General features: G+C 60.9%; 23 protein-coding genes and 2 pseudogenes. 7 read left to right on the top strand and 18 right to left on the bottom strand.

The genetic code is table 11. The features are described from left to right. Positions 1-6: 6 nt before the first annotated feature. Positions 7-1,047: a DUF2125 domain-containing protein gene (locus tag ASG68_RS06765; RefSeq protein ID WP_062578580.1), complete on the bottom strand. Its 1,041-nt coding sequence runs from the start codon at positions 1,045-1,047 to the stop codon at positions 7-9. Positions 1,048-1,235: 188 nt separating this feature from the next. On the opposite strand from ASG68_RS06765, the gene ASG68_RS06760 reads away from it, so the two are divergent. Further along, complete coding sequence (locus ASG68_RS06760; protein WP_062578582.1) at positions 1,236-1,781, top strand: gamma-glutamylcyclotransferase; 546 nt, start codon at positions 1,236-1,238, stop codon at positions 1,779-1,781. Here ASG68_RS06760 and ASG68_RS06755 read toward each other — a convergent pair. From ASG68_RS06755 to ftsE, 4 genes are all read right to left on the bottom strand, one after another. Then, the gene (locus ASG68_RS06755; protein WP_062578584.1) at positions 1,772-2,557 is read right to left on the bottom strand and encodes a lysophospholipid acyltransferase family protein; all 786 of its coding nucleotides are present in this window, start codon (positions 2,555-2,557) and stop codon (positions 1,772-1,774) included. The two genes, ASG68_RS06760 and ASG68_RS06755, sit on opposite strands and share 10 nt — an antisense overlap. Positions 2,558-2,663: 106 nt before the next feature. Next, entirely contained in the window at positions 2,664-3,341 is a 678-nt protein-coding gene (locus ASG68_RS06750; protein ID WP_062578586.1) for a YdcF family protein, read from the bottom strand. A 91-nt stretch (positions 3,342-3,432) separates the two neighbouring features. Next, the gene (locus ASG68_RS06745; RefSeq protein ID WP_062602411.1) at positions 3,433-4,443 is read right to left on the bottom strand and encodes a cell division protein FtsX; all 1,011 of its coding nucleotides are present in this window, start codon (positions 4,441-4,443) and stop codon (positions 3,433-3,435) included. Next, on the bottom strand, positions 4,436-5,095 hold the full coding sequence (gene ftsE, locus ASG68_RS06740; protein WP_062578592.1) for a cell division ATP-binding protein FtsE: 660 nt from the start codon (positions 5,093-5,095) through the stop codon (positions 4,436-4,438). Before ftsE ends, ASG68_RS06745 begins: the two co-directional genes overlap by 8 nt. 276 nt (positions 5,096-5,371) lie before the next feature. Here ftsE and ASG68_RS06735 point away from each other — a divergent pair, with 276 nt between their 5' ends. The 3 genes from ASG68_RS06735 (at position 5,372) to ASG68_RS06725 (ending at position 7,197) form a co-directional block, all read left to right on the top strand. Continuing rightward, positions 5,372-6,037, top strand: coding sequence for a hypothetical protein (locus ASG68_RS06735; protein ID WP_062578594.1), 666 nt, complete (start codon positions 5,372-5,374; stop codon positions 6,035-6,037). A gap of 68 nt (positions 6,038-6,105) precedes the next feature. Then, positions 6,106-6,648: a hypoxanthine phosphoribosyltransferase gene (gene hpt / locus ASG68_RS06730; protein ID WP_062578596.1), complete on the top strand. Its 543-nt coding sequence runs from the start codon at positions 6,106-6,108 to the stop codon at positions 6,646-6,648. 189 nt (positions 6,649-6,837) lie between these two features. After that, positions 6,838-7,197, top strand: coding sequence for a response regulator (locus ASG68_RS06725; RefSeq protein WP_062578598.1), 360 nt, complete (start codon positions 6,838-6,840; stop codon positions 7,195-7,197). A gap of 22 nt (positions 7,198-7,219) precedes the next feature. Here ASG68_RS06725 and ASG68_RS31150 read toward each other — a convergent pair whose 3' ends face one another. Beyond that, a complete protein-coding gene (locus tag ASG68_RS31150) occupies positions 7,220-7,384 on the bottom strand; it encodes a hypothetical protein (RefSeq protein WP_156373693.1) in 165 nt (54 codons plus the stop codon). Positions 7,385-8,125: 741 nt separating this feature from the next. Between ASG68_RS31150 and ASG68_RS06720 the strand changes: the two genes are divergently transcribed. Next, on the top strand, positions 8,126-8,944 hold the full coding sequence (locus tag ASG68_RS06720) for an outer membrane protein (protein WP_062578600.1): 819 nt from the start codon (positions 8,126-8,128) through the stop codon (positions 8,942-8,944). Between the two features lie 95 nt (positions 8,945-9,039). Here the strand turns inward: ASG68_RS06720 and ASG68_RS06715 are convergent, their stop codons facing one another. The 3 genes from ASG68_RS06715 to lptM form a co-directional block, all read right to left on the bottom strand. Continuing rightward, positions 9,040-11,670 carry a TIGR02302 family protein gene (locus ASG68_RS06715; RefSeq protein WP_062578602.1) on the bottom strand — a complete coding sequence of 877 codons (2,631 nt, stop codon included), beginning with the start codon at positions 11,668-11,670 and terminating at the stop codon, positions 9,040-9,042. A 140-nt stretch (positions 11,671-11,810) separates the two neighbouring features. Beyond that, positions 11,811-13,079: a diaminopimelate decarboxylase gene (gene lysA / locus ASG68_RS06710; protein WP_062578604.1), complete on the bottom strand. Its 1,269-nt coding sequence runs from the start codon at positions 13,077-13,079 to the stop codon at positions 11,811-11,813. Positions 13,080-13,091: 12 nt separating this feature from the next. Further along, positions 13,092-13,283, bottom strand: coding sequence for an LPS translocon maturation chaperone LptM (gene lptM, locus ASG68_RS06705; protein ID WP_062578607.1), 192 nt, complete (start codon positions 13,281-13,283; stop codon positions 13,092-13,094). 345 nt (positions 13,284-13,628) lie between these two features. On the opposite strand from lptM, the gene ASG68_RS06700 reads away from it, so the two are divergent. Beyond that, positions 13,629-14,264 carry a tetratricopeptide repeat protein gene (locus ASG68_RS06700; RefSeq protein WP_062578608.1) on the top strand — a complete coding sequence of 212 codons (636 nt, stop codon included), beginning with the start codon at positions 13,629-13,631 and terminating at the stop codon, positions 14,262-14,264. 7 nt (positions 14,265-14,271) lie between these two features. Here the strand turns inward: ASG68_RS06700 and argH are convergent, their stop codons facing one another. Beyond that, a complete protein-coding gene (argH, locus tag ASG68_RS06695) occupies positions 14,272-15,675 on the bottom strand; it encodes an argininosuccinate lyase (protein ID WP_062578611.1) in 1,404 nt (467 codons plus the stop codon). A 42-nt stretch (positions 15,676-15,717) separates the two neighbouring features. Between argH and tlpA the strand changes: the two genes are divergently transcribed. Beyond that, positions 15,718-16,389 (top strand): thiol:disulfide interchange protein TlpA, encoded by a 672-nt coding sequence (gene tlpA / locus ASG68_RS06690; RefSeq protein ID WP_062578643.1) that lies wholly within the window; start codon positions 15,718-15,720, stop codon positions 16,387-16,389. A gap of 6 nt (positions 16,390-16,395) precedes the next feature. Here the strand turns inward: tlpA and ASG68_RS06685 are convergent, their stop codons facing one another. The 8 genes and pseudogenes from ASG68_RS06685 to ASG68_RS06655 form a co-directional block, all read right to left on the bottom strand. Further along, the gene (locus tag ASG68_RS06685) at positions 16,396-17,418 is read right to left on the bottom strand and encodes a sulfate/molybdate ABC transporter ATP-binding protein (protein ID WP_062578613.1); all 1,023 of its coding nucleotides are present in this window, start codon (positions 17,416-17,418) and stop codon (positions 16,396-16,398) included. Continuing rightward, a complete protein-coding gene (gene cysW, locus ASG68_RS06680) occupies positions 17,415-18,299 on the bottom strand; it encodes a sulfate ABC transporter permease subunit CysW (RefSeq protein ID WP_062578615.1) in 885 nt (294 codons plus the stop codon). Before cysW ends, ASG68_RS06685 begins: the two co-directional genes overlap by 4 nt. A gap of 1 nt (position 18,300) precedes the next feature. Further along, a complete protein-coding gene (cysT, locus tag ASG68_RS06675) occupies positions 18,301-19,122 on the bottom strand; it encodes a sulfate ABC transporter permease subunit CysT (RefSeq protein ID WP_062578645.1) in 822 nt (273 codons plus the stop codon). Positions 19,123-19,199: 77 nt separating this feature from the next. After that, a complete protein-coding gene (gene cysP, locus ASG68_RS06670) occupies positions 19,200-20,186 on the bottom strand; it encodes a thiosulfate ABC transporter substrate-binding protein CysP (RefSeq protein ID WP_062578617.1) in 987 nt (328 codons plus the stop codon). A 203-nt stretch (positions 20,187-20,389) separates the two neighbouring features. Continuing rightward, a complete protein-coding gene (locus ASG68_RS06665; RefSeq protein ID WP_062578619.1) occupies positions 20,390-21,262 on the bottom strand; it encodes a 3-hydroxybutyryl-CoA dehydrogenase in 873 nt (290 codons plus the stop codon). A gap of 230 nt (positions 21,263-21,492) precedes the next feature. Further along, a pseudogene (locus ASG68_RS32015) lies at positions 21,493-21,984 on the bottom strand (electron transfer flavoprotein subunit alpha/FixB family protein); the annotation flags it as partial. 1 nt (position 21,985) lies between these two features. After that, a pseudogene (locus tag ASG68_RS32010) lies at positions 21,986-22,516 on the bottom strand (electron transfer flavoprotein subunit alpha/FixB family protein); the annotation flags it as partial. A 150-nt stretch (positions 22,517-22,666) separates the two neighbouring features. Then, positions 22,667-23,188: electron transfer flavoprotein subunit beta/FixA family protein (locus tag ASG68_RS06655; protein WP_062578647.1), on the bottom strand; the 522-nt coding region annotated here is incomplete at its 5' end.

The raw sequence follows: 23,188 nt of genomic DNA, 5'->3' as shown, positions 1-23,188 counted from the left end.
CAGTCCTCACAACTGCGGCAGCACCCCGATCGGGAAGAACGCCAGGAAGGCCACACCGTCTCGCACGTTGAGTTTCACGGTCGCTTCGTTCTTGCCGTCGGCCAGCGCCGTCAGCATGTTGGCGATATTGTTGATCATGGCGGTGTCGTCCTTGTCGGTGAAGACCTTGACGAGGTTCTGCCGCCAGCCCTCGATGTTCTGCATCGTCACGCTGAATTCACCGGAGATCAGGCCTTGATCGTTGATGCTGAACGGGCCGGAGGCGGTGGTGACCATGCCGTTGCCGAGATCGAGCGTCAGATTGCGCATTTCGCCCTTGGCTCCGTGCAGGGCGCCGGGCTTCAGGCCGCCGTCATTCATCAGGGCAGCACGCCCGACAAGGGTCAGGTCGGCGCTGCCGTTGACGGGCGGCAAAAGGCTCGGACCGCCGTCGATCTTCGTGTCGAAGCCATCGATGCTTGCGGCCGCATCGAGGTCGTCACCGTTCTGGCGCAGATGCACTTCGCCGTGATCGGCGGTAAAGGCAAGCCTGTGGGTGTCGCCGGGGATGGCGTCTTCTTCGATGGCCGGCACGACGGCAGTGCCGGTGAGCTTGTCATAGGTCAGCGAGGTTCGGTCGAGGCCGGACAAGGTCGCCAGCAGACTGGCATGCAACAGGTCCCAGTCCGCCGAAAACGAGATGCCGGGTGAGAAACGCACTTCAGCCGGCCCGTCGAGTTCGATGACGGCATGGCCCGGCCGGTAGACCTGGGCTGCCGATCGCAGCGCGCCGAAGGTCGCGGATGCGCCTCGTGCGGTGTCGTCCAGCCTCACGGTATCGCAGAACAGGCCGATGCGGAACGGGAAGCCGCGGATGTCCATGTCGGTGCATTCCGCCGTGCTGCCGGTGTTGCCTTGGGTCAGATAGGTGGCAAGCCGGCTTTCGATCCGGTTTGCGGCAAAGAACCAGAGGCCGGAATAGAGCAGGATGAACAGCAGGACGCCGATACCAAGCCGCCTGATTTTCCGGGCTCCGGTCGTGGGGGCGGCGAGTTCCGTGGCCGTCATGACATGCTCCAGGTGTCGTTCGTCTCTGACGCTGCGGCACCAGGACTGGGTCTGAAATTCCGGGCGATCCGGCAGGCAGCCACCAGGAATTCGATTCCGATTGCGCGGCTTCTGCGCTAGAAAGCTCAGGAGTGCTTACGAGCCGATCCACGCGCAATCATTCGCCGCGCATGGATGACGGGATGTGAATGGCAGTGGATATGGACGATTTTTGGGTCTTTGGCTACGGGTCGCTGATGTGGAACCCCGGCTTTGCCTTCGAAGACAAGATGATGGGAAGGACCTTCGGCTACCGGCGTTCGCTCTGCGTCCGCTCTTGGGTACATCGGGGAACGCAGGAAAGGCCGGGTCTCGTGCTCGGCCTTGATCGGGGCGGCTCCTGCCGCGGCATGGCCTTCAAGGTTCCCGCCCGGGACAAAGATGCCGTCGTCGAATATCTGCGTGAACGCGAACTGGTGACGCAGGTCTACAAGGAACGCACCATGCCCGTCGTGTTGGCCGATGGCCGCCGTGTCCCGGCGCTCGCCTACATCATCGACCGCGCTCACCCGCAATATGCCGGCACATTGAGCGTGGAGGAAGCCGCAGCGACGGTCGTCGTGTCCCACGGCAAGTCAGGCGCCAACACGGATTACGTCATCAACACGGTCGCCCATCTCAAGGAAATGGGCATCCGCGATCCCTGGCTGGAAGACGTGGTCGCGCTGATCGGCCCCGCCCAACTTCAGGCCTGAACGCCGAGTTCCTTCAACCGCTCGACGGCCGTCGGCGGCAGCGGCACATGCGGGTTAGCCTTGACCGTCTCTACCAGCAACTGGTCGCTGGCGGTTTCCATGACCTCGACCAGCGTCTTCAGGAAGAGATCGGGATCGAGACCCGGCGCGATCGGCGGCAGGATGCGCACCTTGAAATGGCCGGGATAGCGCTTGAACTTGCGGCGCGGCCAGAACAGGCCGGGATGCATCACGACAGGCACCACCGGCATGTTGAGGTCACGGTAGAGCCGTGCGATGCCATACTTGTATTCAGGCGGGGCGCCGGGCGGCCGACGCGTGCCCTCCGGATAGATGATCAGCTGGCGGCCGCCGGCCATTTCCTGCTTGGTCCGCTCCATCACGGCGGCCATCACCTTGCCGCGCGCTCCACGATCGACCGGAACCATGCGCTGCTTCTGGACATACCAGCCAAACAAAGGGATCCAGACGAGTTCACGCTTGAGGATGTAAAACGGGTCCTCCAGCCAAGGCAGCAGCGCATAGACATCCCAGAACGATTGGTGCTTCGGCGCGAAGATGTAGCCGCCCTTGGGAATATTCTCCAATCCCTCGATCTCGAAGGTCGTGCCGACAATGACCTTGAACAGCCAGTTATTGCTGCGCGCCCAGTTCTTCGGAACGAACCATGACGTCTTGCGGGACACGAGGAAATAGAACGGTGTCATGACGATCATCTGAAGGATCAGATTGATGTAGAAGACGGTATTGAACAGGACGGAACGCAGGATGATCATCGGCGGGCTTTCGCGGCGAAACAGGTCATCCGCTGCCCTACACGAATATTCCGAAGGAAAACAGTCTGGCGGGTGAGATTGCGGCCTGCTTGCCGCATGAAACGACTCAGGTCTTTTCGTTTCTGAGCCCGCTTGCGGTATGGGCGCCCAGCGCGTCGCGCGCCATGGCGATCGTCAGTTTCAGATATTCCGACAAGATCGTCTTCAGCACCATCGGATTGCGCAGCCAGTTGGTGCTTTTCAGGTCGGAATTGACGACGGGATAGGCGATGAAGTCGATGCCCGGGTTGGCGCGGCGCAGTTCCAGCAGACTGCGCGGCATGTGGTAATTGTTGGTGACGACGAGGATGCTCCTGTAGCCGTTATCGCGGATCCAGTTGGCGGTCTCGTTGGCATTGCCGATCGTGTCCATCGCATCATGGCCGATATCGACGCAGCATTTGAAAAGATCGGCCGAACTCTGGGTGTTGCGGCGGATCTGTCCGCCGGTGGTCGATGGATGCACGCCGGAGATCAGCAACCGCTTGCCGGCCCCAGTCTTCAGGAGATCGACGGCCTGATCAATACGCTGGAAGCCCCCAGTCAGCACGACAATCGCATCGGCCTTCGGATTGGCGGGCGGTTGCAGCGAGGCGACGGTATCGGCGAAATAGAGGAAGCCGGCGGCAGCACAGCCTGCAACGAGAAGAAGCATATAGAAGGTCAGCCGCACGAGCCGGCGGCGAAAGCTGATATGCCTCCGCACCCACGCGCCCCGCTGCCGCATGTCACCGCCCTCGGTCATTCCTGCTCCGAATGCTCTGCCAGCCAATCTGATTCCGGCATAGAGGCAGATTGCGGCGAGGGATGGGTGCGAGGCAAAGCAATCATGGCGGTCAGCTCTGGTTGCCGTCGATGCGGGCAGGGTCCGAGCGGATCAGGTCGATCTCGTAGATCGTCCGCATCACCGTGAACCGTGCCGTCAGCGTCGTCAGGAGCGCAATTACGACCATGATGGCTGCAATGCCGAGATAGCCGGTATAGCCGATGGAGAAGCTGCCGAACATCGCAGTGGTCTGGTCGCTTTCCGGTGTCGCCAGCGATCGCGACTGCCAGAAGCTCGCGAGCGCAAAGCACAGTGCTGCGAGGACACCGCCGGCGCCGGCGCCCTTGAGACTGATTTTCAGGAAATGCTTCTGGAATTCAGAGGCGACGAAGCTCGCTTCCGCACCGACGAAATGCAGCACCTCGACGATGTGGCGATTGCCCGACAGCGTGCCGCGCGTGGCGAAGATCACGGTCAGCACCATCGCCGAGAACACAAGGATGAGCACGCCGGTGCCGATCAGTGCCGTCGTGTGCGCCATGGCCACCAGTCGGTCGACCCAGGTGCGGTGATCATCGAGATAGGCTTGCGGAATGGCTTCGGTCAGCGCCTTGCGCATCGAGACAAAATCCGGCGGGTTCTGCTCGTCGATGGTGATGATCACGAGACGCGGGACCGGCAGGTCGTCGATATCGAGGCCTTCGCCCAGCCATGGCTCCAAAAGCCGCGACGTCGCGGCCTTGTCGACGATCGTGCCATCCGTCGTGCCGTCGAAGGTGATCGCCAGGTCGCGCGCGTCGGCGAGCGCCTTTTCCATGTCGAGCTTTTCATCCGGTTTGATCTGTATGGTGATCTCGCGGGAAATCTGGCTCTGCCAGCTTTGTGCGGTCGAACGCACCATGCTGACCGCACCGAGCGTCAGGCAGGCGAGGAAGGCCATGATGGCGATCACCAGCATCAGCGCGTTGCCGGAGACATTGCCGGGCGGTACGATCGGCGCGGTCGGGCGCACACGCAGGGGCGCCTTGCGCTCCTGCGGCGCTGCCGGCTGCGAGCGATCGGTGACGCGGGCTTCACTCATAGATGTCAAGCCGCCCCTGTGACAGGATCATCCGCCGCGCCTCGACCTGATCCATCAGCGACAGGTCGTGGGTGGCGATGACGACGGCGGTGCCGAGCCGGTTGAGTTCCAGAAACAGATTGAGCAGCCGGCGCGCCATCGGCGGATCGACATTGCCGGTCGGCTCGTCGGCCAGCAGGATTTCCGGCCGGTCGATCAGCGCGCGGGCAATTGCGGCACGCTGTTTCTCGCCGCCCGAAAGCACCGGTGGCAGCACGTTGATACGCTCCCCGAGCCCGACCCAGCCGAGCAGTTCCAGAACGTCGGAGCGATAGGAGGATTCCTCCTTGCCGCGCACACGCAGTGGCAGCGCGACGTTCTCGTAGGTCGTCAGGTGATCGAGCAGGCGAAAATCCTGGAAGACGATGCCGACCCGGCGGCGCAGCATCGGAAACTCGTCGCGCGGGATGGTCGAGATGTTGCGGTCGAACATGCGGATCAAGCCGCGCGTCGGCTGCAGTGACAGGAACAAGAGCCGCAGCAGCGTCGTCTTGCCGGCCCCGGAAGGGCCGGTCAGGAACTGGAACGATTTCTTGGGAATGTCGAAGGTCAGGTCCCGGAGAATTTCCGGACCCATTCCATAGCGCAATCCGACATTTTCAAAATGAATCAACGGGGTCAGTGTCCAGCTTCTCGTCAGGCATGCCTGCCACGATTTCGCGGCGGGCTGATGGCTGCGCCGCGCGACGCAACGCAGCACCGCTGTTACAGCGTCAACATGGTTAAACAGTGGTTAATTTTCCATGAAAACACGCCGGTTCGCGAGCGCCATTTTCGAAGCATTAACCATTTAGGTTTACGTCTGGGAAAGGTTTGGTTCAATGCCCGAATCTAGCCTGTCGAGGCTTGCGGGCATTCTGGCGCGGCTGTGCTGCGAGAGGAGAGACCCATGAACGCTTCCCGCCCCAATGGTGCCACCCGCCGAATGGATTTCCTGCCGCCGGATCGCGCGGCACGTTCGGCGCCTGCGCGGACAGGCACGCGTGCCATCGAGATCATCGACGCGGAATTTGAGACGGTATCTGTCGCCAACCGGCGTGGAAGCTATCCCGTTTTCAATGACAATAGCAGGGCAAAACCACGCCCGGGCGCCCGGATGGCTGCCACTGCCGCTCCCGAAGGCGGCCTGCTCTCCCGCTTCGAACGCCTTCTGCAGGCGGCGTCGCCGAAAGCCTTCGCCGTGCTCGTCACATGTCTGTGTGCTCCGGTTTTCCTCCTCGCTCTGGGAATGCCGCAACACAACACGGCCGTCGCCTCGTCGCCCGCGCTCTCGATCAACAGCGTCACCACGGCGCTGAAAGATGCGAATGGCATGAAGATTCTCTCGGTCTACGGCGCTGTCGAAAACAACACGAACGCGCCGAAGGCCGTGCCGACCATTCTCGTCGATGTCATCGCCAATGGTCATCGCAGGACCGCGACGCGAATCATGGCCGAACAGCCGGCTCTGGCGCCGGGCGAGAGCCGTCCCTTCTCCACGCGCCTCCTACACACAGGTGGAAAACTGCCGGAGGTGGCGGTTTCCTTTGGCGGAGCGGGTGATTCGGCGCCCTGACTGTGCTAAGCGGCTAGTTTCCGGAGGCATCAAACGCAGTCTCCCCTGAAATTCGTGGAGACATCCCTATGCCCGTCGTTCGTGGAAAAAACATCGACCCCCTCTATACTGCCGAGGTTATCTCGGAGCGGAACATCGCCATGGCGGAAGAGATCGCCAAGGGGCCGCTGAACGATCTGCTGGTCATCGCGGTGCTCAAGGGCTCGTTCATCTTCGCCGCCGACCTCATCCGCGCCATGCATTCTGTCGGCCTTGCGCCGGAGGTCGAGTTCATAACGCTGTCGAGCTACGGCACCGGCACGGTCTCGCAGGGCGTCAAGATCATCAAGGATATCGACAGCGACGTGCATGGACGCGACGTCCTGCTGATCGACGATATCCTCGAATCCGGCCGCACCTTGCGTTTCGCCAAGGAACTGATGCTGGAACGTGGCGCGAAATCCGTGACCATCGCCGTCCTGCTCGACAAGAAGGTCAAGCGCCAGACGGAACTCGAGGCGGATTATGTCGGCTTCGAATGCCCGGATTATTTCGTCGTCGGCTACGGCATGGACGTCGCCTATGCCTTCCGCGAGCTGCCTTTCGTCGGCATCGTCACCGGCGACGCCTGATTGCCCTGTTCCGGAATGGTGCGGTTTGGGTGCTGTCGGGCTGTGGACAGCGCCTGATCTGGCAATTCGCGTTTACGGAATACAAAGGATCGTCTGGTTTTTTGGGGCCTGCAGCGGCGTGCTGTGAGTCGCGGACAGTCCTTGGAGAGTGGTTGTCCCGGCGGAGTTTTTGCCGAACCGGAGGCCATGATGGCGAAGATCCTGATTACCGAAGATGAAGACAGCTTGCGCCGCTTCGTGGCCCGTGCCCTGCAACTGGACGGCCATCAGACCGTCGAGGCCGCCGATGGTGCCGAAGGCCTTGCCTGCCTTCAGGACGAACCCTTCGACCTGCTTCTTTCGGATATCCGCATGCCCGTCATGGACGGCATCGAACTGGCCCTCCAGGCCTCTTCCGCCTTTCCGGCCCTGAAAATCCTGCTGATGACCGGCTACGCCGAACAGCGCGAACGCGCCGACAATCTGACCGGCAAGGTCATCGACGTCGTCTCAAAGCCGTTTTCACTGCCGGATATTCGCAAGGCGGTCGCGGTAGCGCTGGCGGCTTGAGCACGGATCAAGGAACGCTGGATCACCCCAAAAACCATCCCAACACTGCCGACCAGAATGCGCCCGCCAGCAGTAACACGAAAATCAAAGCCTTGAGCCGAAGTGACGGCGAAAAATCTCGCTCTGCGCCAAACCGACGATGATCTTCTGAAAATCTTGAATAAATATCTTCATCGTCTTTTGTCATTGGATCCTCCCGGTTTCTACTATGGACATCAAACGGGCGCCGAACAAGAATTTGCTCATAGAATAATCAAACGCCGTTAATTCGGGCGATTATACTCGTATGCGGGTGAGTCCCTAAAACACAGGGTTAAGGTAACCTTGGGTTACATGGCGCGAATACTGCAAGTTCATCGGTTGCGTTCGGAGATCGACCGGCAAGAAAAAATACCGGTGAAACCGGACGCGGCACTCGATCAGATATTTTCAGCGTAGTCTTGCAAATAAGCGGTCCGCTCTGTCATCAGATCGCAGCGACATGATGGCGAAAGTATTCTTGTAAATACTTCAGAATAGATTTTACATATTTGCTCAGAATTCAACGATAAGCAAATTTTGACGCGGACTGCCCAAGACCAGGGAACCGGCAGCCTCATCTTGTATCCCGCAACACTCCAGATATATTTTCTCTGTTTCTTGCAATCTATGTGCACTGTATTGAGTCGGATTTTATCGACGGTTGCGTTTGTGTGTCGATGTGGATCGCTTCTGGCACCTTTAGCCGGTCGTCGAGACCCGGGTCGCCGGGTGCCGTGGCCTGCCAGCGTCCTCAGTTGTTCCCAACAGTATTTACCAACCTTAACTTAAAAAGTAAATGTTTGTGGTTAATCCTGTCTTAATCTTTCTTTTTCATAATCCACTCCAGCTGATTTATTGAACCCGGCGATATCGTCAGACAAGCAACGGAAAGTTTTGGAGTAAAGCCATGAAGACTATAGTAATTGCCTCTGTCGCGGCCCTCTTCGGCGCTACTGTCACCTCCGCAGCAGATTTATACGAGCAGCCGGTGGAGCCAATCGCCGAACCGGTCCAGGTCGCATCGGCCGGCGGTTGGTACCTGCGCGGTGATGTCGGTTACGCTTTCACTAATCTTCGGGGAGCGCATTTCTACGAGGGGCCTGGCCGTTTCTCCCGTGATTTCGACGATGTGGATCTTGACGATACCTGGAGCCTCGGCGCCGGCGTCGGCTATCAGATCAACGAGTATCTGCGCAGCGATATCACACTCGACTATCTCGGCAGCGCCGATTTTGAAAGCTCGGTGACTGGTGGCTGCGGCGTGGCTGCCGACTGCACATCAAATGATGCCGCAGAGCTTACGGCATGGAGTCTGATGGCCAACACCTATGTCGACATCGGTAAATACGGCTTGTTCACGCCCTATGTCGGCGCGGGTATCGGCGGTACGCAGGTTCGCTGGGACAATCTCAGAGGCACCGCTTGCGAAGTCGGCGATTCAAGCAATTGCGATCCTTCCATCGAATATGAAGGCCGCAGCAAGTGGCGGTTCACATATGGCCTGATGGCCGGCACTGCCATCGACCTGACCTGCAACACCAAGGCTGATGTCGGATACCGCTTCCGGCATGTTCTGGGTGGCAACATGTTCGGGTCTGCGGCAAACAGTGGTCCCGGTTCGGACGAAGGGCTCTATCTTCACGAAGCCCGCGCCGGTATCCGCTATTCCTTCGGCGGATGCCAGGAGGCCTATCTTCCGTCGAGCGATGCGGCAATCATCAAATAAAGCATCCGAGGCTTGAACGAAAAAACTCAAGGCTTTTGGCTTGAGACCTGATCAATTGAGATGGCGAGGGAAGCTTTTCCCTTGCCTTTCTCTTTTCACCTTATATCCAGCAACCGCTCCAGATACTGCTTCTCCGTCTCCGGTGACGTGTTCGTCCCCAATCTCCGGCGGATTTCGTCGAGAATCTCTCGCGCCCGTTGGGTGTCGATCTCGTCGGGCACCTTGACCTGATCGCCGAAATCCGGCCCGGCGTTCTGCTGGCGGCGGCCGAGCGGGTCGCGGCCGTTCTGGCCGTATTGCGGCACGCCCTGACCCTGGCCGGGGCCTTGTCCCTGGCTCTGCATCTGCTGCATCATGTCCTGCGCGCCTTCGCGCAGCGCCTGCAGCGCGCGGCCCTGGCTGCCGACAGCCTGTTCGCCTTGGCCCTTGCCGAGCGCACCGGCGGCGCCCTTCATCTCGCGGCCGGCCTCGCCAAAGCCCTTGCCGGGCTTGATGCCCATGCCTTCCAGACCCTTCTGCAGTTCGCCGAGCTGCTTGCCAAGCTGTTCCTGCTGGGCCTGCATGTCCTTCAGCGCCTGTTTCAGTTCCTCGGCGGTCATGTTGTCCATCGGGTTCTGCTGGGCGTTTTCGTCGCGCTGCTGGCCGGGCTCCTGCGGCATTTCCTGGTCGAACAGTTCCTGATCCTCTCCATCCAGCGGATCGCCGCGCTGCATGCGGTCGCGCAGGGCCTGGTCAAATTTGAACGTCTCGTCCATCAGCCGCTGCTGCTCCTGCATCAGTTGGCCGAGCTTGTCCATCTGCTTGCGCATCTCGCTGTTTTCCTGGCCCTGCTGCTGTTGCTGCTGCATGCGGCCGGCCTGGAGATTGTTCATCATGCGCTGCATTTCCGAGAGAAGCTGACGCGCCTGATCCTTGGAGCCGGACTTCGCCAGGTTCTCGATCTGGTTCATCATCTTTTCCAGATCCTGCTGGCGCAGGACATTGTTCTGGTTCGGGTTCGCGGCCATTTGCGGGTTCTTGGCCGCCTGCCTTGCCAGCGCCTCCATGTATTCCTTCATGGCATCGCGCAGTTCCTGCATCAGCTTGGCGATCTCCTCGTCGGAGGCGTTGCGCTCCAGCGCTTCGGAAAGCTTCTGCTGGGCATCGCGCAGCCGCTTGTCGGCCAGCGCCATGTCGCCATCCTCGATGCCGAGTGCGATTTCCCAGAGATAGCTTGCGGTATCGCGCAGCATGTCCTCGTTGCGCGACAGCGCCATGCGGGCGCGGGCCGATTGCAAAAGCAGGAAATGTGTGAGGTTCGGGATGGTCTCGTCGGGCCGCACCATCAGCGCGTCGTTGAGATCGATCGCGCGTGGCAGATCGTTCGCGTTCAGCGCAAACACCTGCCGCTGTTCGGCCACCGCTCCGGCCAGCGGCTCGAAGAACTGGCGCGCGGGCAGGATCATGTCCTGCGGCACGCTGCGTCCTTCCTGTCCGGCAGCGTCGCGGGCAACGAGGGTGACGCGAACGCGCTTGCCGGAAAGCGGATGTTCCGAGAGGTTGCGGCTCGTGAGCCCCTTCGCCTCGCGCGCATTGCGCTTGGGCAGGTCGAGGCGATATTCCGGCAGCGGATAGAGCGGCCGTGCATCCGCCGCCGGCTTGTCGAGCGGGGTGATCTCGGCCCAGGCGTCCTGAATGCCGTAATCGTCCTTGGCGATGAAGCTGATCTCCAGCGCGGCGGCCACAGTCGGGTGCGGCACGCCGTCGAAGGCGATATCGGGCACGCTGTCGGGAATGATGGTGAAAGCCCATTTTTCACCCGCGACGGAAAGCGTGCCGTCCCTTGTGATCTTCAGGAGATGCGTCTGGCTGCCGGGCTTGGCCGGATCCGCGGCCACCGGCTCTGCGGCCTCCTTGCCGGCATCGGCATCCTTCGGTTGCGTCGCAATGACGAGCGATTCCGCCGCGCCGTCTTCCAGATAGGTAACCGGCGTGTTTTCGCCGCCGCTGGTGATGCGCACGGTCAGTTCGCTGAATTGCGGAATGCGCAGCGGCTCGGCGCTGGCGGCCATCGGTTCCGTTCCCTGCCGCCCGGTGAGGAACACCGGTGCCCGGCCGGTATAGGCCGGCGGCGTCACCCAGGCATCGATGCGCGTATCGGGCGTCGTGACCACGGGCTGCGGCGGATGAAAGGCATCGGAAAGCATCCCGGCCTTGTTGGAATAGGAATAGGCGAAGGCGAGGCAGGCGAGAAGCACGGGGAAGGCGCGAAGGCCATGGCTGTCGGTACGGGCAATATCCGGGCGTGGCGGGCCGGCCTCCAGCGTACCGATCATCCGCGCCATGCGCGCCTGATGTTCCTGCCAGAGCGCCTGGCCGAAGGCGCCGCTGGTGGCCGGTTCGTCGTCCTGCACACGGATCGCCTGATGCGGCAGGTTGTTGCGCTCCTCCAGCATCCGGTCGGCTTCCGTGATGCCGGGCACGCGGACACGCAGCAGCGGAACGAGCAGGACGAGGAAAGCAGCACCAAAGACGATGAGGGCAGCGATATGCAGCCAGGTCGGCGCGATGCGGAAGAAGCCGAACCATGCGGCGGATACGAAGAAAAGAACAGTTGCGACCAGCGGCAGCGCGCGCGGCACGGCGCGCTCGGTCACCAGCACGATGCGGGCAAGCGTCCGCTTGATCGCAAGGCTTCCTGCAAAGCCTGCCGCTTCCTTCGAAGCCTCGCGCCGGATTTCCGTCATCCGTTCCCTTTCAGCGGTTCACTCGCTGCAAAGGATAACACTCTTTGTGGCGAAGACGAGGGCGACAACGCAAACGTGATCGATTTCGACTGTTGCGAATGCGCTTTCAACAGGAACGACTGACGGAACCGGGCTCGTTGTTATTCCAGCCAGTCCGGCACCGAATCCAGCCCGATCAGCTCTTCATAGGTCTTGCGCGGGCGAATCACATGGAAGCGGTCACCCTTGACCAGCACTTCCGGCACCAGCAGGCGGGTATTGTAAGTGCCGGCCTGCACCGCGCCATAGGCGCCGGCCGTGCCGACGGAAATCAGGTCCCCGGGCTTCGGCATCGCCATTTCCCGGTCGAGCGCCAGGTAGTCGCCCGTTTCGCAGACCGGGCCGACGATGTCAGCCTTGATGCGTGGCGCGTTGGCGGCGGAGATGCGCACCGGCTGGATCTCGTGATAAGCCTCGTACAGTGTCGGGCGGATCAGGTCGTTCATGGCGCCATCGACGATGACGAAGGTCTTGGAGCCGCCATCCTTCACATAGATGACCTCGGTCACCATGATGCCGGCATTGCCGACGATCAGGCGGCCGGGCTCCATGACGATCTTGCAGCCGAGTTCGCGCAACTGGTCCTTGACGATTCCTGCATAGGCGTCCGGCAGGGGCGGGGGGCTGTTGTCCAGCTTGTAGGGCACACCGAGACCGCCGCCGACATCGACGTGATCGATCGTGTGGCCATCTGCCCGCAGCGTATCGACCAGCTCGCGCAGCAGCTTGAACGCATCGGCAAATGGCTGCAGCTCGGTGATCTGGCTGCCGATATGCATGTCGATGCCGGTCACCTGAATGCCGGGCAGAGTGGCCGCATGGGCATAGACGGCGAGGGCGCGCTCATAGGCGATGCCGAACTTGTTTTCCTTCTTGCCGGTCGAAATCTTTGCATGCGTCTTCGCATCGACATCGGGATTGATGCGGAAGGAAACATGCGCTTGTCTGCCCAGACGCACGGCCCGCGCATTCAGGATTTCGAGTTCCGGCTCGGATTCGACATTGAAGCAGTAGATGCCGGCTTCCAGTCCGAGATCCATTTCGGCCGGCGTCTTGCCGACGCCGGAGAACATGATCTTCTCGGCCGGAATGCCCGCCGCCAGCGCGCGGCGCAGTTCTCCGCCGGATACCACGTCGACACCGGCACCGAGCCGGCCGAGCGTCTTCAGGACGGCCTGGTTCGAATTGGCCTTCATCGCATAGCAGACCATCGCGTCGATATCGGAGAAGGCCTTCGAGAACACCGTATAGTGCCGCTCCAGCGTTGCGGTGGAGTAGCAGTAAAAGGGCGTGCCGACCGCCTTGGCGATGTCGATGACGGAGACGTCTTCCGCAAACAGGATGCCGTCGCGATATTCGAAGTGGTTCAAGGGAGTGCTCTGTTACAGGAGGGGATCGAGGAGGAAGGGCTTGCCCGGCGCTTCATCCTTCTGTTCGACGGCACCCGGTGCCGCCTTGGTGTTAATCGGCGCGGTCGAGCCCGGACGGTCAAGGTCGCCCTTACGGCCGCAGCCGGACAGGGTCAGCGCGACAAGGGCAAGGACGGAAAGCGGCAGTATCAGCGGTCGGCTCATGGCATTCCTCGAAAAACTTCGAGCTACTTAGCGGATATGTTGATCCTTGTGCACCCTGATTCTTCATCGTTTGGGACAATCATATGATGAGAACGTGGTCGCAGCGGCAGTTTACAAATTTCTGAAGCTGCATGCTTCGATGCGAATTTCGCGGCACCTTAAGCTCGAAGTTGGAGCAATGCGTAACCCGGTGGGCGGAAGTAGTAGGACGTATTACAACGCATGATCTGCGGCGGATCGTTACCCTATCCCTGATTTTCAACTCAAAGTTTATCCAAATCTTCAATTCGAGTTTAATTGGAGAGGGCTAGATGTTTCGTCACGCCCCAAGCAAGGAGATGCCTGATGGTCGAGACATATACAGTCGAGAATGCTCTAACCGTCTATAAGCAGGGCGATTTTGCGAGGGCTGCGAATGTGTTCGAGGTCCTCGCTCAGCGTGGCGAGCCATTTGCGCAGTTCAGCTTGGGCTACATGTTTCGGAAAGGTGAGGGCGTCTCACAAGACGATGCGAAAGCTGCCGAATGGTATCGAAAAGCAGCCACGCAAGGTCATCCGGCTGCCCAACGCAATATGGCCTACATGTATGAGCATGGCTACGGTGTCTCGCAAGATCTGGATGAGGCTATAGCCTGGTACAATCGAGCTGCTGCGTCGGGAGACCCACAATCGGGAGCAATTGCCGACATATTTAGCCGAAGCAAATCCATCGTTGTGTTGCTTGCAAATCTCGGCGACGGCGACTTCTCAATTCATCCGCAGATGGCAAGCAGGCCAGAAGGTATGGCCTTGACGCTGCTCGGTACACCAAATCAGGCCGTTTTCGAACAGCTTGCCAAGATCGGATGGGCTCAGAAGGCTACCAGTCAACCGGAAGCATTATCGACGCTAGGTGGCCAGACATTCGAACTCACGGCGGAAGGCCGGCAGGCATTGCAAAGAATTCTGCCGGCGGTCGCTCGAAAAAGGCTTGCTGCGTAAAGGGCATTCAGTTCCGTGTGCGCCACCAGGCGATCTGCTTGCGCACCTCGTTCGGTGCCGTGCCGCCAAAGCTCTGGCGGCTGGCGACGGAGGCTTCGACGGTCAGAACGTCGAAAATCTTCTCGGTGATGGCCGGGTTCAGCGCCTGCAATTCTTCCAGCGTCAATTCCGACAGTTCGCAGCCCTTCTTTTCGGCCAGCGCCACCGCATGGCCGGTGACATGGTGGGCATCGCGGAAGGGCAGGCCGGCCTCGCGCACCAGCCAGTCGGCCAGATCGGTCGCGGTGGAATAGCCGGAACCGGCGGCCGCCTTCATCCTGTCGGCGCGGATGGTCATGTCGCGCACCATGCCGGTCATGGCGGCAATCGCCAGTTCCAGGCTCTCGGCTGAGTCGAACACCTGTTCCTTGTCTTCCTGCATGTCCTTGGAATAGGCAAGCGGCAGGCCCTTCATGACGGTCAGCAGCGCGATCAGCGAACCGTTGATGCGGCCGGTCTTGGCGCGCACCAGTTCGGCGGCATCGGGGTTCTTCTTCTGCGGCATGATCGAGGAGCCGGTGGAAAAGGCATCCGACAGGCGCACGAAGCCGAACTGCGGCGTCGACCAGATGACGATCTCTTCCGCCAGACGTGACAGATGTACGGCGCAGATCGAGGCCATCGCCAGGAATTCCAGCGCGAAGTCACGGTCTGAGACGGTGTCGATCGAGTTGCGGGTCGGCCCGGCAAAGCCGAGCGCCTTGGCGGTCATGTGACGGTCGATCGGGAAGCCGGTGCCGGCGAGCGCGGCAGCGCCGATCGGGCTTTCATCCATGTGCTCGATGGCGTGGCGCACGCGCGAACGGTCGCGGCCGAACATCTCGACATAGGCCATGCAATGATGGCCGAAGGTGACGGGCTGGGCGGTCTGCAGATGGGTGAAGCCCGGCATCACCGTTTCTGCATGTTCTTCCGCGCGGTCGAGGAAGGCCGTAATCAGCGCCGTCAGCATCTTCTCGGTCTTCTGCAGCTCTTCCTTCACCCAGAGGCGGAAGTCGAGCGCCACCTGGTCGTTGCGGGAGCGGGCAGTGTGCAGGCGGCCGGCGGCCGGGCCGATCAGGACGGCGAGGCGCGCTTCGACATTCATGTGAATGTCTTCGAGACGGCGAGAGAATTCGAACTGGCCGCTTTCGATCTCTGACAGGATCGTGGTCAATCCGTGAACGATCTTGTCTTTATCGTCGGCGGAAATGATGCCTTGATGCGCCAGCATGGTCGCATGCGCTATTGAGCCGCGGATGTCCTGGGCGAAAAGCTTCTTGTCGAAGCCGATCGAGGCATTTATCTCCTCCATGATCGCCGCCGGTCCCTGAGCGAAGCGTCCGCCCCACATCTGGTTGGAGCTTTTGGTTTCGGAAGTGCCGTCAGCCATGAAGAATGCCCGCCTCGGAGAATGACCCGTTTGGAAAATGAAGTGACAGACCAGAAGAAAAGCTTTCCCCCTGGCAAATTCGTGGCGATCGCCGCCCTTCTCGGGCTGATCGCCGGTGCGGCAGTCGTATACGTCAGGGAAAGCGGGTCTGGCAATGGTGCCGCCGTCGAAACCGCCGACGCAAAGGCCTGCGAGGCCGCGAAAAACAGGGTCGCGGCCATCACGCCCTTCCTGAAGGGGCAGGTCGCGTCGATGGCGCCGGTCAGCGAGCCTTATCCGGTCGCAGGCCTGAACTTCAAGGGCAAGGACGGCAAGGATCTGACGCTTGCCGATTTCGGCGGCAAGACCGTGCTTCTCAACCTCTGGGCCACATGGTGCGTACCCTGCCGCGAAGAGATGCCGGCGCTCAATGCCCTGCAGCAATCGTCGGGCAGCGACACGTTCGAAGTCGTTGCGGTCAATATCGACACCGGTGACGACGAGAAGCCGAAGGCCTTCCTCGATGAGACCAAGGTTCACGATCTTGGCTTCTACCGGGATGCCTCGATGGGTGTCTTCAACACGCTGAAGAAGGAAGGCCTTGCCATCGGCCTTCCCGTCACCCTGCTGATGGACGACAAGGGCTGCCTGCTGTCCTCGATGAACGGCCCCGCCGCCTGGAACAGCGAAGACGCCAAGGCGCTGATCAAGGCGGCAACCACGCCTGGAAACTGACCGGCCTCAGCCGATCGGGTAGACCCTTTGCCGTGCGATGCCAAGATGACCATCGGCATCGAGCGTGCCGGAAAATTCCGGCGCAACGTCAAATTCGATGGTTTCCCCGCCAGCCGTCGTGGCCAGCACGCGGCGGGAATCCGGACGGTCAATGATCTGGGTGATGCGCGCGGGTACGCCCGGACCATCCGGCTGCCAGGAGACATCACGCGGACGAAACAGGATTTCCGCCGGCCCATCGGCGACCGCCGGTGCGTCGAACACTTCACCCGCGACCTCGGCCTTGCCGCCGGAAACCGTTGCCGAAAGCCGGTTGGTATCACCCAGGAATTTCATCACGAAGGCGTCAGCCGGATTGCGGCAAACCTCTTCCGGCGTACCGTTCTGCACGATCTTGCCGCCATTCAGAATGACGACGCGGTCGGCGAGGTCGAGTGCTTCTTCCTGGTCATGGGTCACGAACAGCGTGGTGATCCCCAATGTCTTGTGGATCTCGCGCAGCCAGCGCCTCAGATCGCGGCGGACATTGGCGTCGAGTGCGCCGAAGGGTTCGTCGAGCAGCAGGACTTTCGGGTCGACGGCCAGCGCACGGGCGAGGGCAACGCGCTGCCGCTGGCCGCCGGAAATCTGTGCCGGAAAGCGGTCGGACAGGCCCTTGAGCTGGACCAGCGTCAGCAGTTCCTCGACACGCGCCTTGATCTCTGCCGCTGTGCGCCGGGTCTTCGAGACCTTCATGCCGAAGGCGATGTTTTCACCGATCGTCATGTGTGGAAAGAGCGCATAATGCTGGAACACGAAGCCGACACCGCGATCGCGCACTGGAATATCCGTGGCATCCTGTGCGCCGAAATGAATGCTGCCGCTGTCGACGAACTCAAGGCCCGCCACCATGCGCAGGATCGTCGTCTTGCCGGAGCCGGACGGGCCGAGCAGCGCGACAAGTTCGCCGCTTTCGATATCGAGCGACACATCGCGCACGGCGCGGAATGTGTTGAAGGTCTTGACGACGTTGTTGAGGCGAATTTTCACTTTGGGGCCTCCGTATGGGATGAGACGAATCCGGGCCGGCTGATGCGGCCCGCGCCCTGCCGCTCGAGCAGGACCTTGGCAATCAGGGTGACGATGGCGAGCACCGCGAGGATCGACGCGGCAGCAAAGGCGCCGACGGCGTTGTAGTCGTGGTAGAGCAGTTCGATATGCAGTGGCAGGGTGTTGGTTTCGCCGCGGATATTGCCGGAGACGACCGAGACCGCGCCGAATTCACCCATGACGCGCGAATTGCACAGGATGACCCCGTAAAGCAGCGCCCATTTGATATTGGGCAAGGTTACCGAAAAGAAGGTCCGCCAGCCGCTGGCGCCGAGCGATGTTGCCGCCTCTTCGAGGTCGCGGCCCTGCGCCTGCATCAGCGGAATGAGTTCGCGGGCGACGAAGGGCGCGGTGACGAACATGCTGGCGAGCACGATGCCGGGCAGAGCGAACATGATCTTCACATCGGCGGATTGCAGCGTCGGGCCGAACAGGCCCTGCAGACCGTAGACGAAGAGATAGGCGACACCGGCGACGATCGGCGACACCGAGAACGGGATTTCGATCACGATCAGCAGTATTCTGCGGCCGGGGAAATCGAATTTGGTGATCGCCCAGGCCGCGGCGATGCCAAAGGCGGTGTTGATTGGAACCGCGATCAGCGCCGTCAGCGCGGTCAGGCCGATTGCGCTCAGCGTATCCTCGTCCGCGATGGCGGCGCCAAAGAAGGCGATCCCCTTGGAGAAGGCTTCGTATCCGATGACGGCTAGCGGTGCCACGATGATGATCAGCGCGAGGATGACGACGATGCCGATCAGCGCGAAACGGAAAAGCGGGGCGTCGCCGACGCGCGGCGCTGTGTTGGGTCTGCGTGCCGCCATCTCAACCCCTTTCGGAATAGCGCAGGGCGCGGGCCTGCAACAGATTGGTGATGGCCAGCATCAGGAAGGCGGCCAGCAGCATGACGGATGCGATCGCCGCGGACGCCGGATAGTCGTATTCCTCAAGCCGGATGAAGGCGAGAAGGGCGGTGATCTCCGTCTCGAAGGGCTGGTTTCCGGCGATGAAAATGATGGCGCCGAATTCACCGAGGCTTCGAGCGAAGGAGAGGGATACCCCAGCCAGCAACGCGGGCGCCAGAAGCGGCAGGATGACGCGCGTGAAGATCGAGAGATCGCTGCCTCCGAGCGTCTGGCCGGCCTCTTCCAGAGCCGGGTCCAGTTCCTCGAGAACCGGCTGCACGGTGCGCACGATGAAGGGAAGGCTGGTGAAGGCGATGGCGATCATGATGCCGAGCGGTGTATAGGCGACCTTGATGCCGATCCCGCCCAGGGCCGCGCCGAACCAGCCATTGCTGGCAAACAGCGTCGTCAGCGCGATCCCGGCAACAGCCGTCGGTAGGGCGAAGGGCAGATCGACGACCGCGTCCAGCAATCGGCGTCCGGGAAAACGGTAACGCACCAGCACCCAAGCCAGCGCCATGCCGAAAATGAGGTTGAAGAGCGTGGCACCGAGCGCGCAGAGAACGGTAACGCTGTAGCTCGCCACCGCCCGATCGGAGGAGACGATGCGCCAATAGTCCTCCGGCCCGAGGCTCGCCGCCTTGAAGATCAGCGCGCCCAGCGGCAGCACGATGATGATCGATACGTAGACAAGGGTCAGCCCCAGCGACAGCGGCAGTCCCGGCAATATACGCCGTCTCACATCCAAACCCTTCCACAAACGCCAAATCGGCGAGTGTCGAGCACTCGCCGATTCAGTATGATTATTCAGAGAGCCTGTTAACGGCTGCCGTAGAGGCTGTCGAGGATCGCGCCTTCGGCGAAGTGTTCCTTGGAGATATTTTTCCAGCCGCCGAAAACGTCATCGACATTGACCAGGCGAATTTCCGGGAACTGATCCTTGAATTCGGCGGCGACCGTCGGATCGTTGACGCGATGACCGAATTCTGCGGCGATCTTCTGGCCTTCCGGCGTGTAGAGGAAATCGAGATAGGATTTTGCCAGGTCACGGGTACCGCGCTTGTCGACCACCTTGTCGACGATCGCGACGGGGAATTCCGACAGCAGGCTGACGGATGGGACGACGCTTGTGAACTTGTCCTCGCCATACTGCTTGGCAATGCCGCGCGTTTCCGCTTCGAAGGTGATCAGCACGTCACCGATCTCGCGCTCGACAAAGGTCGTGGTCGATGCGCGGCCGCCGGTGTCGAAGACCGGGACGTTGTCGAACAGCTTGGCGATGAATTCCTTCACCTTGGCGTCGTCGTTCTTGAACGCTTCCTTGGCATAGGCGGTGGCTGCCAGATAGGTGTAGCGCGCATTGCCCGACGTCTTCGGATTGGGGAATATGACCTTCACGTCGTCACGGACGAGATCGCCCCAGTCCTTGATGTTCTTCGGGTTTCCGGCGCGAACGAGGAAGGACGGGAAGGAATAGAACGGCGAGGCGCTGTTCGGGAAATCCTTCTGCCAGTCTTCGGAGACGAAGCCGTGCTTGGCGAGGAAGTCGATGTCGGTGACCTGGTTGAAGGTCACGACGTCAGCCTCCAGTCCTTCCGTGATCGCGCGCGCCTGCTTGGATGTGCCGGCATGCGACTGGTCCACCGTGACGCCGGGATGCTGCTTGATGAAGGCTTCGTTTTCGGCGGCGAACAGTTCGCGCGAAACGTCATAGGATGCGTTGAGGAGCTTGGTTTCCTGGGCCTGAGCGGCGAGAGGGGCGGCAAGTGCGAGAACGGCAGCGCCGATCAGCAGAAGTTTTTTCATGAGGGTGAGGCTCCCGTGGGTTCGTAAATTCGATCACGAAGCTACAGACCGGATCGGGGAAATCCGAGGTACCGGGATTTACGGGCGATGACGGCAGGAAAATAAAATTGCGCCAAATCGCCTTCGTGCGGAATTGAACAGCATTTGGTGGCGACGAAAGCCTGCGATATCAATATGATAGAAGTTTAATATACCCGTCGTCTTTAGCGAGTGGGGACCGGGACTTCGCCGCGATAGTCATAGAAGCCGCGACCGGACTTGCGACCGAGCCAGCCGGCTTCGACATATTTGACGAGAAGCGGGCAGGGGCGGTACTTCGAATCCGCCAGCCCGTCATGCAGCACCTGCATGATCGACAGGCAGGTATCGAGGCCGATGAAATCGGCCAGCTGCAGCGGGCCCATCGGGTGGTTGGCACCGAGCTTCATGGCGGTATCGATGGCATCGACGCTGCCGACGCCTTCATAAAGAGTATAGATCGCCTCGTTGATCATCGGCAGCAGGATGCGGTTGACGATGAAAGCGGGGAAGTCTTCGGCGACCGTCACCGTCTTGTCGAGCGTCGCGACAAATTCCTTGGCGGTGGCAAAGGTACCTTCCTCGGTGGCGATGCCACGCACCAGTTCAACCAGCTTCATGATCGGCACGGGGTTCATGAAGTGGATGCCCATGAAGCGTTCCGGCCGGTCGGTCGCGGATGCAAGCCGCGTGATCGACAGGGAAGACGTGTTCGTGGAAAGGATCGCGTCCGCCTTCAGGACAGGACAGACCTGCCCGTAAATCTTGCGCTTGACGCTCTCATCCTCGGTCGCGGCCTCGATGACGAGGTCGGCTTGGCTGAGGTCATTGAGATCGGCAGAGCCCTTGATCAGCGACAGGGCCTTCTTGCGCTCTTCGTCGGTCAGTTTGCCGGACGAAACCTGACGCGCCATGTTGCCGTTGATCGTGGCAAGACCGGCTTCGACGCGATCGGCGGAAATGTCGTATATATGCACCTTGTAGCCGGCCGCGGCCGATACTTGGGCAATGCCACAGCCCATCTGTCCAGCGCCAACAATTCCGACATTCTTGATCATCGAGCAGTTTTTCCATCATCAATGCGGAGAGCGGTGGCGCTTCCGTTCAGGCAAAAGCCGTATGCCCTTCGAGGGCAACATCGTCGGATGCCAGTGATAAAGACAACGCAGCGAATTTTCCAGCCTTTATTCGCACCTGCGATGGTCGCATTGACCGGAAAAATCGTGGTCCGAAAATGAAAACGGCCGCGTCTGTGCGCGGCCGTTTCGTGGATGTTGTCAAGAAAGGCTTAGAGCGCCTTCTGCAGTTCCGGCAGGACGTCGAAGAGATCGCCGACGAGGCCGTAGTCTGCGACCTGGAAGATCGGGGCTTCCTCGTCCTTGTTGATGGCGACGATGACCTTCGAGTCCTTCATGCCGGCCAGATGCTGGATGGCGCCGGAGATGCCGATGTAGAGTTGCGGTGCCACCACCTTGCCGGTCTGGCCGACCTGCCAGTCGTTCGGCGCATAGCCGGCATCGACGGCGGCACGGCTTGCACCGACGGCGGCGCCGAGCTTGTCGGCGACCGGCAGGATGACCTCCTGGAACTTCTCCGATGAGCCGAGTGCCCGGCCACCCGAGATGATGATCTTGGCCGAGGTCAGTTCCGGACGATCCGACGAGGACAGCGCGTCCTTGACGTGGCTCGACAGGCCCGGGTTCGCTGCGGCCGCGATGGTCTCGACCGAGGCCGAACCGCCTTCGGAGGCGGATGCGAACGAGGCGGTGCGGACCGTGATNATGGCTCGACAGGCCCGGGTTCGCTGCGGCCGCGATGGTCTCGACCGAGGCCGAACCGCCTTCGGAGGCGGATGCGAACGAGGCGGTGCGGACCGTGATAACCTTCTTTGCCTCAGACGTCTGGACCGTCTGGATGGCATTGCCGGCATAGATCGGACGCTTGAACGTATCGGCCGAAACCACTTCTGTAATTTCCGAGATCTGGGCAATGTCGAGAAGCGCTGCTACGCGCGGCAAAACGTTCTTGCCGACCGAGGTCGCGGCCGACAGGATCGTGTCGTAGGAATCGGCAAGCGAGACGATCAGCGCTGCCAGCGGTTCGGCCAGGTTGTTGGCAAGATCGTCGCTCTCGGCCAGCAGAACCTTGGAGATGCCGGAAAGTTTTGCCGCCGCATCGGCCACAGCCTTGGCACCCTTGCCGGCCACCAGCACATGCACGTCGCCACCGATCTTGGAAGCCGCCGTCAGCGCCTTGGCGGTCTGGTCGGAGAGCGTTGCATTGTCGTGATCAGCGAGAAGAAGAATGGTCATGGGTATGATCCTCGAAAAATGTTGGTTCCCGAAATCTGTCAGGCCCTGCCGAAAATGGTGTGGCGCGAGAACCGGAGCGGAGCGGACTAAACGTCCGTGAGCACCGGAAGCGCAGCGACACGCCGTTTGCAGGCGGCCTCACAGGTTTCCTCAGAGCACGCCGGCTTCGTTCTTGAGCTTGTCAACCAGTTCGGCGACGGTCTTGACCTTGATGCCGGCCTTGCGGCCACCCGGCTCCTCGGTCTTCAACACCTTCAGGCGCGGGCTCGTCTCGACGCCGAAATCGGCCGGCGTCTTCTTGTCGAGCGGCTTCTTCTTCGCCTTCATGATGTTCGGAAGCGACGCATAACGCGGCTCGTTCAGGCGCAGGTCCGTCGTCACCACCGCCGGCAGCTTGATCTCGATCGTCTGCAGGCCGCCATCGACCTCGCGCGTCACGACTGCCTTGTCAGACCCCAGTTCGACCTTCGAGGCAAACGTGCCCTGTGCCCAGCCCAACAGCGCCGACAGCATCTGGCCGGTCTGGTTGCTATCGTCATCGATCGCCTGCTTGCCGACGATGATCAGGCCGGGCTGCTCGGCCTCGGCCACACCCTTGATAATCTTGGCAACGGCGAGCGGCTCGACCGCATCGTCCGTCTCGACCAGGATCGCCCGGTCGGCACCCATGGC

The organism is Rhizobium sp. Leaf453, from assembly GCF_001425605.1.
Classification (GTDB): domain Bacteria; phylum Pseudomonadota; class Alphaproteobacteria; order Rhizobiales; family Rhizobiaceae; genus Pararhizobium.
The sequence above is the reverse complement of the archived record's forward strand: the minus strand, read 5'-3'. Positions and strand labels throughout refer to the sequence as shown.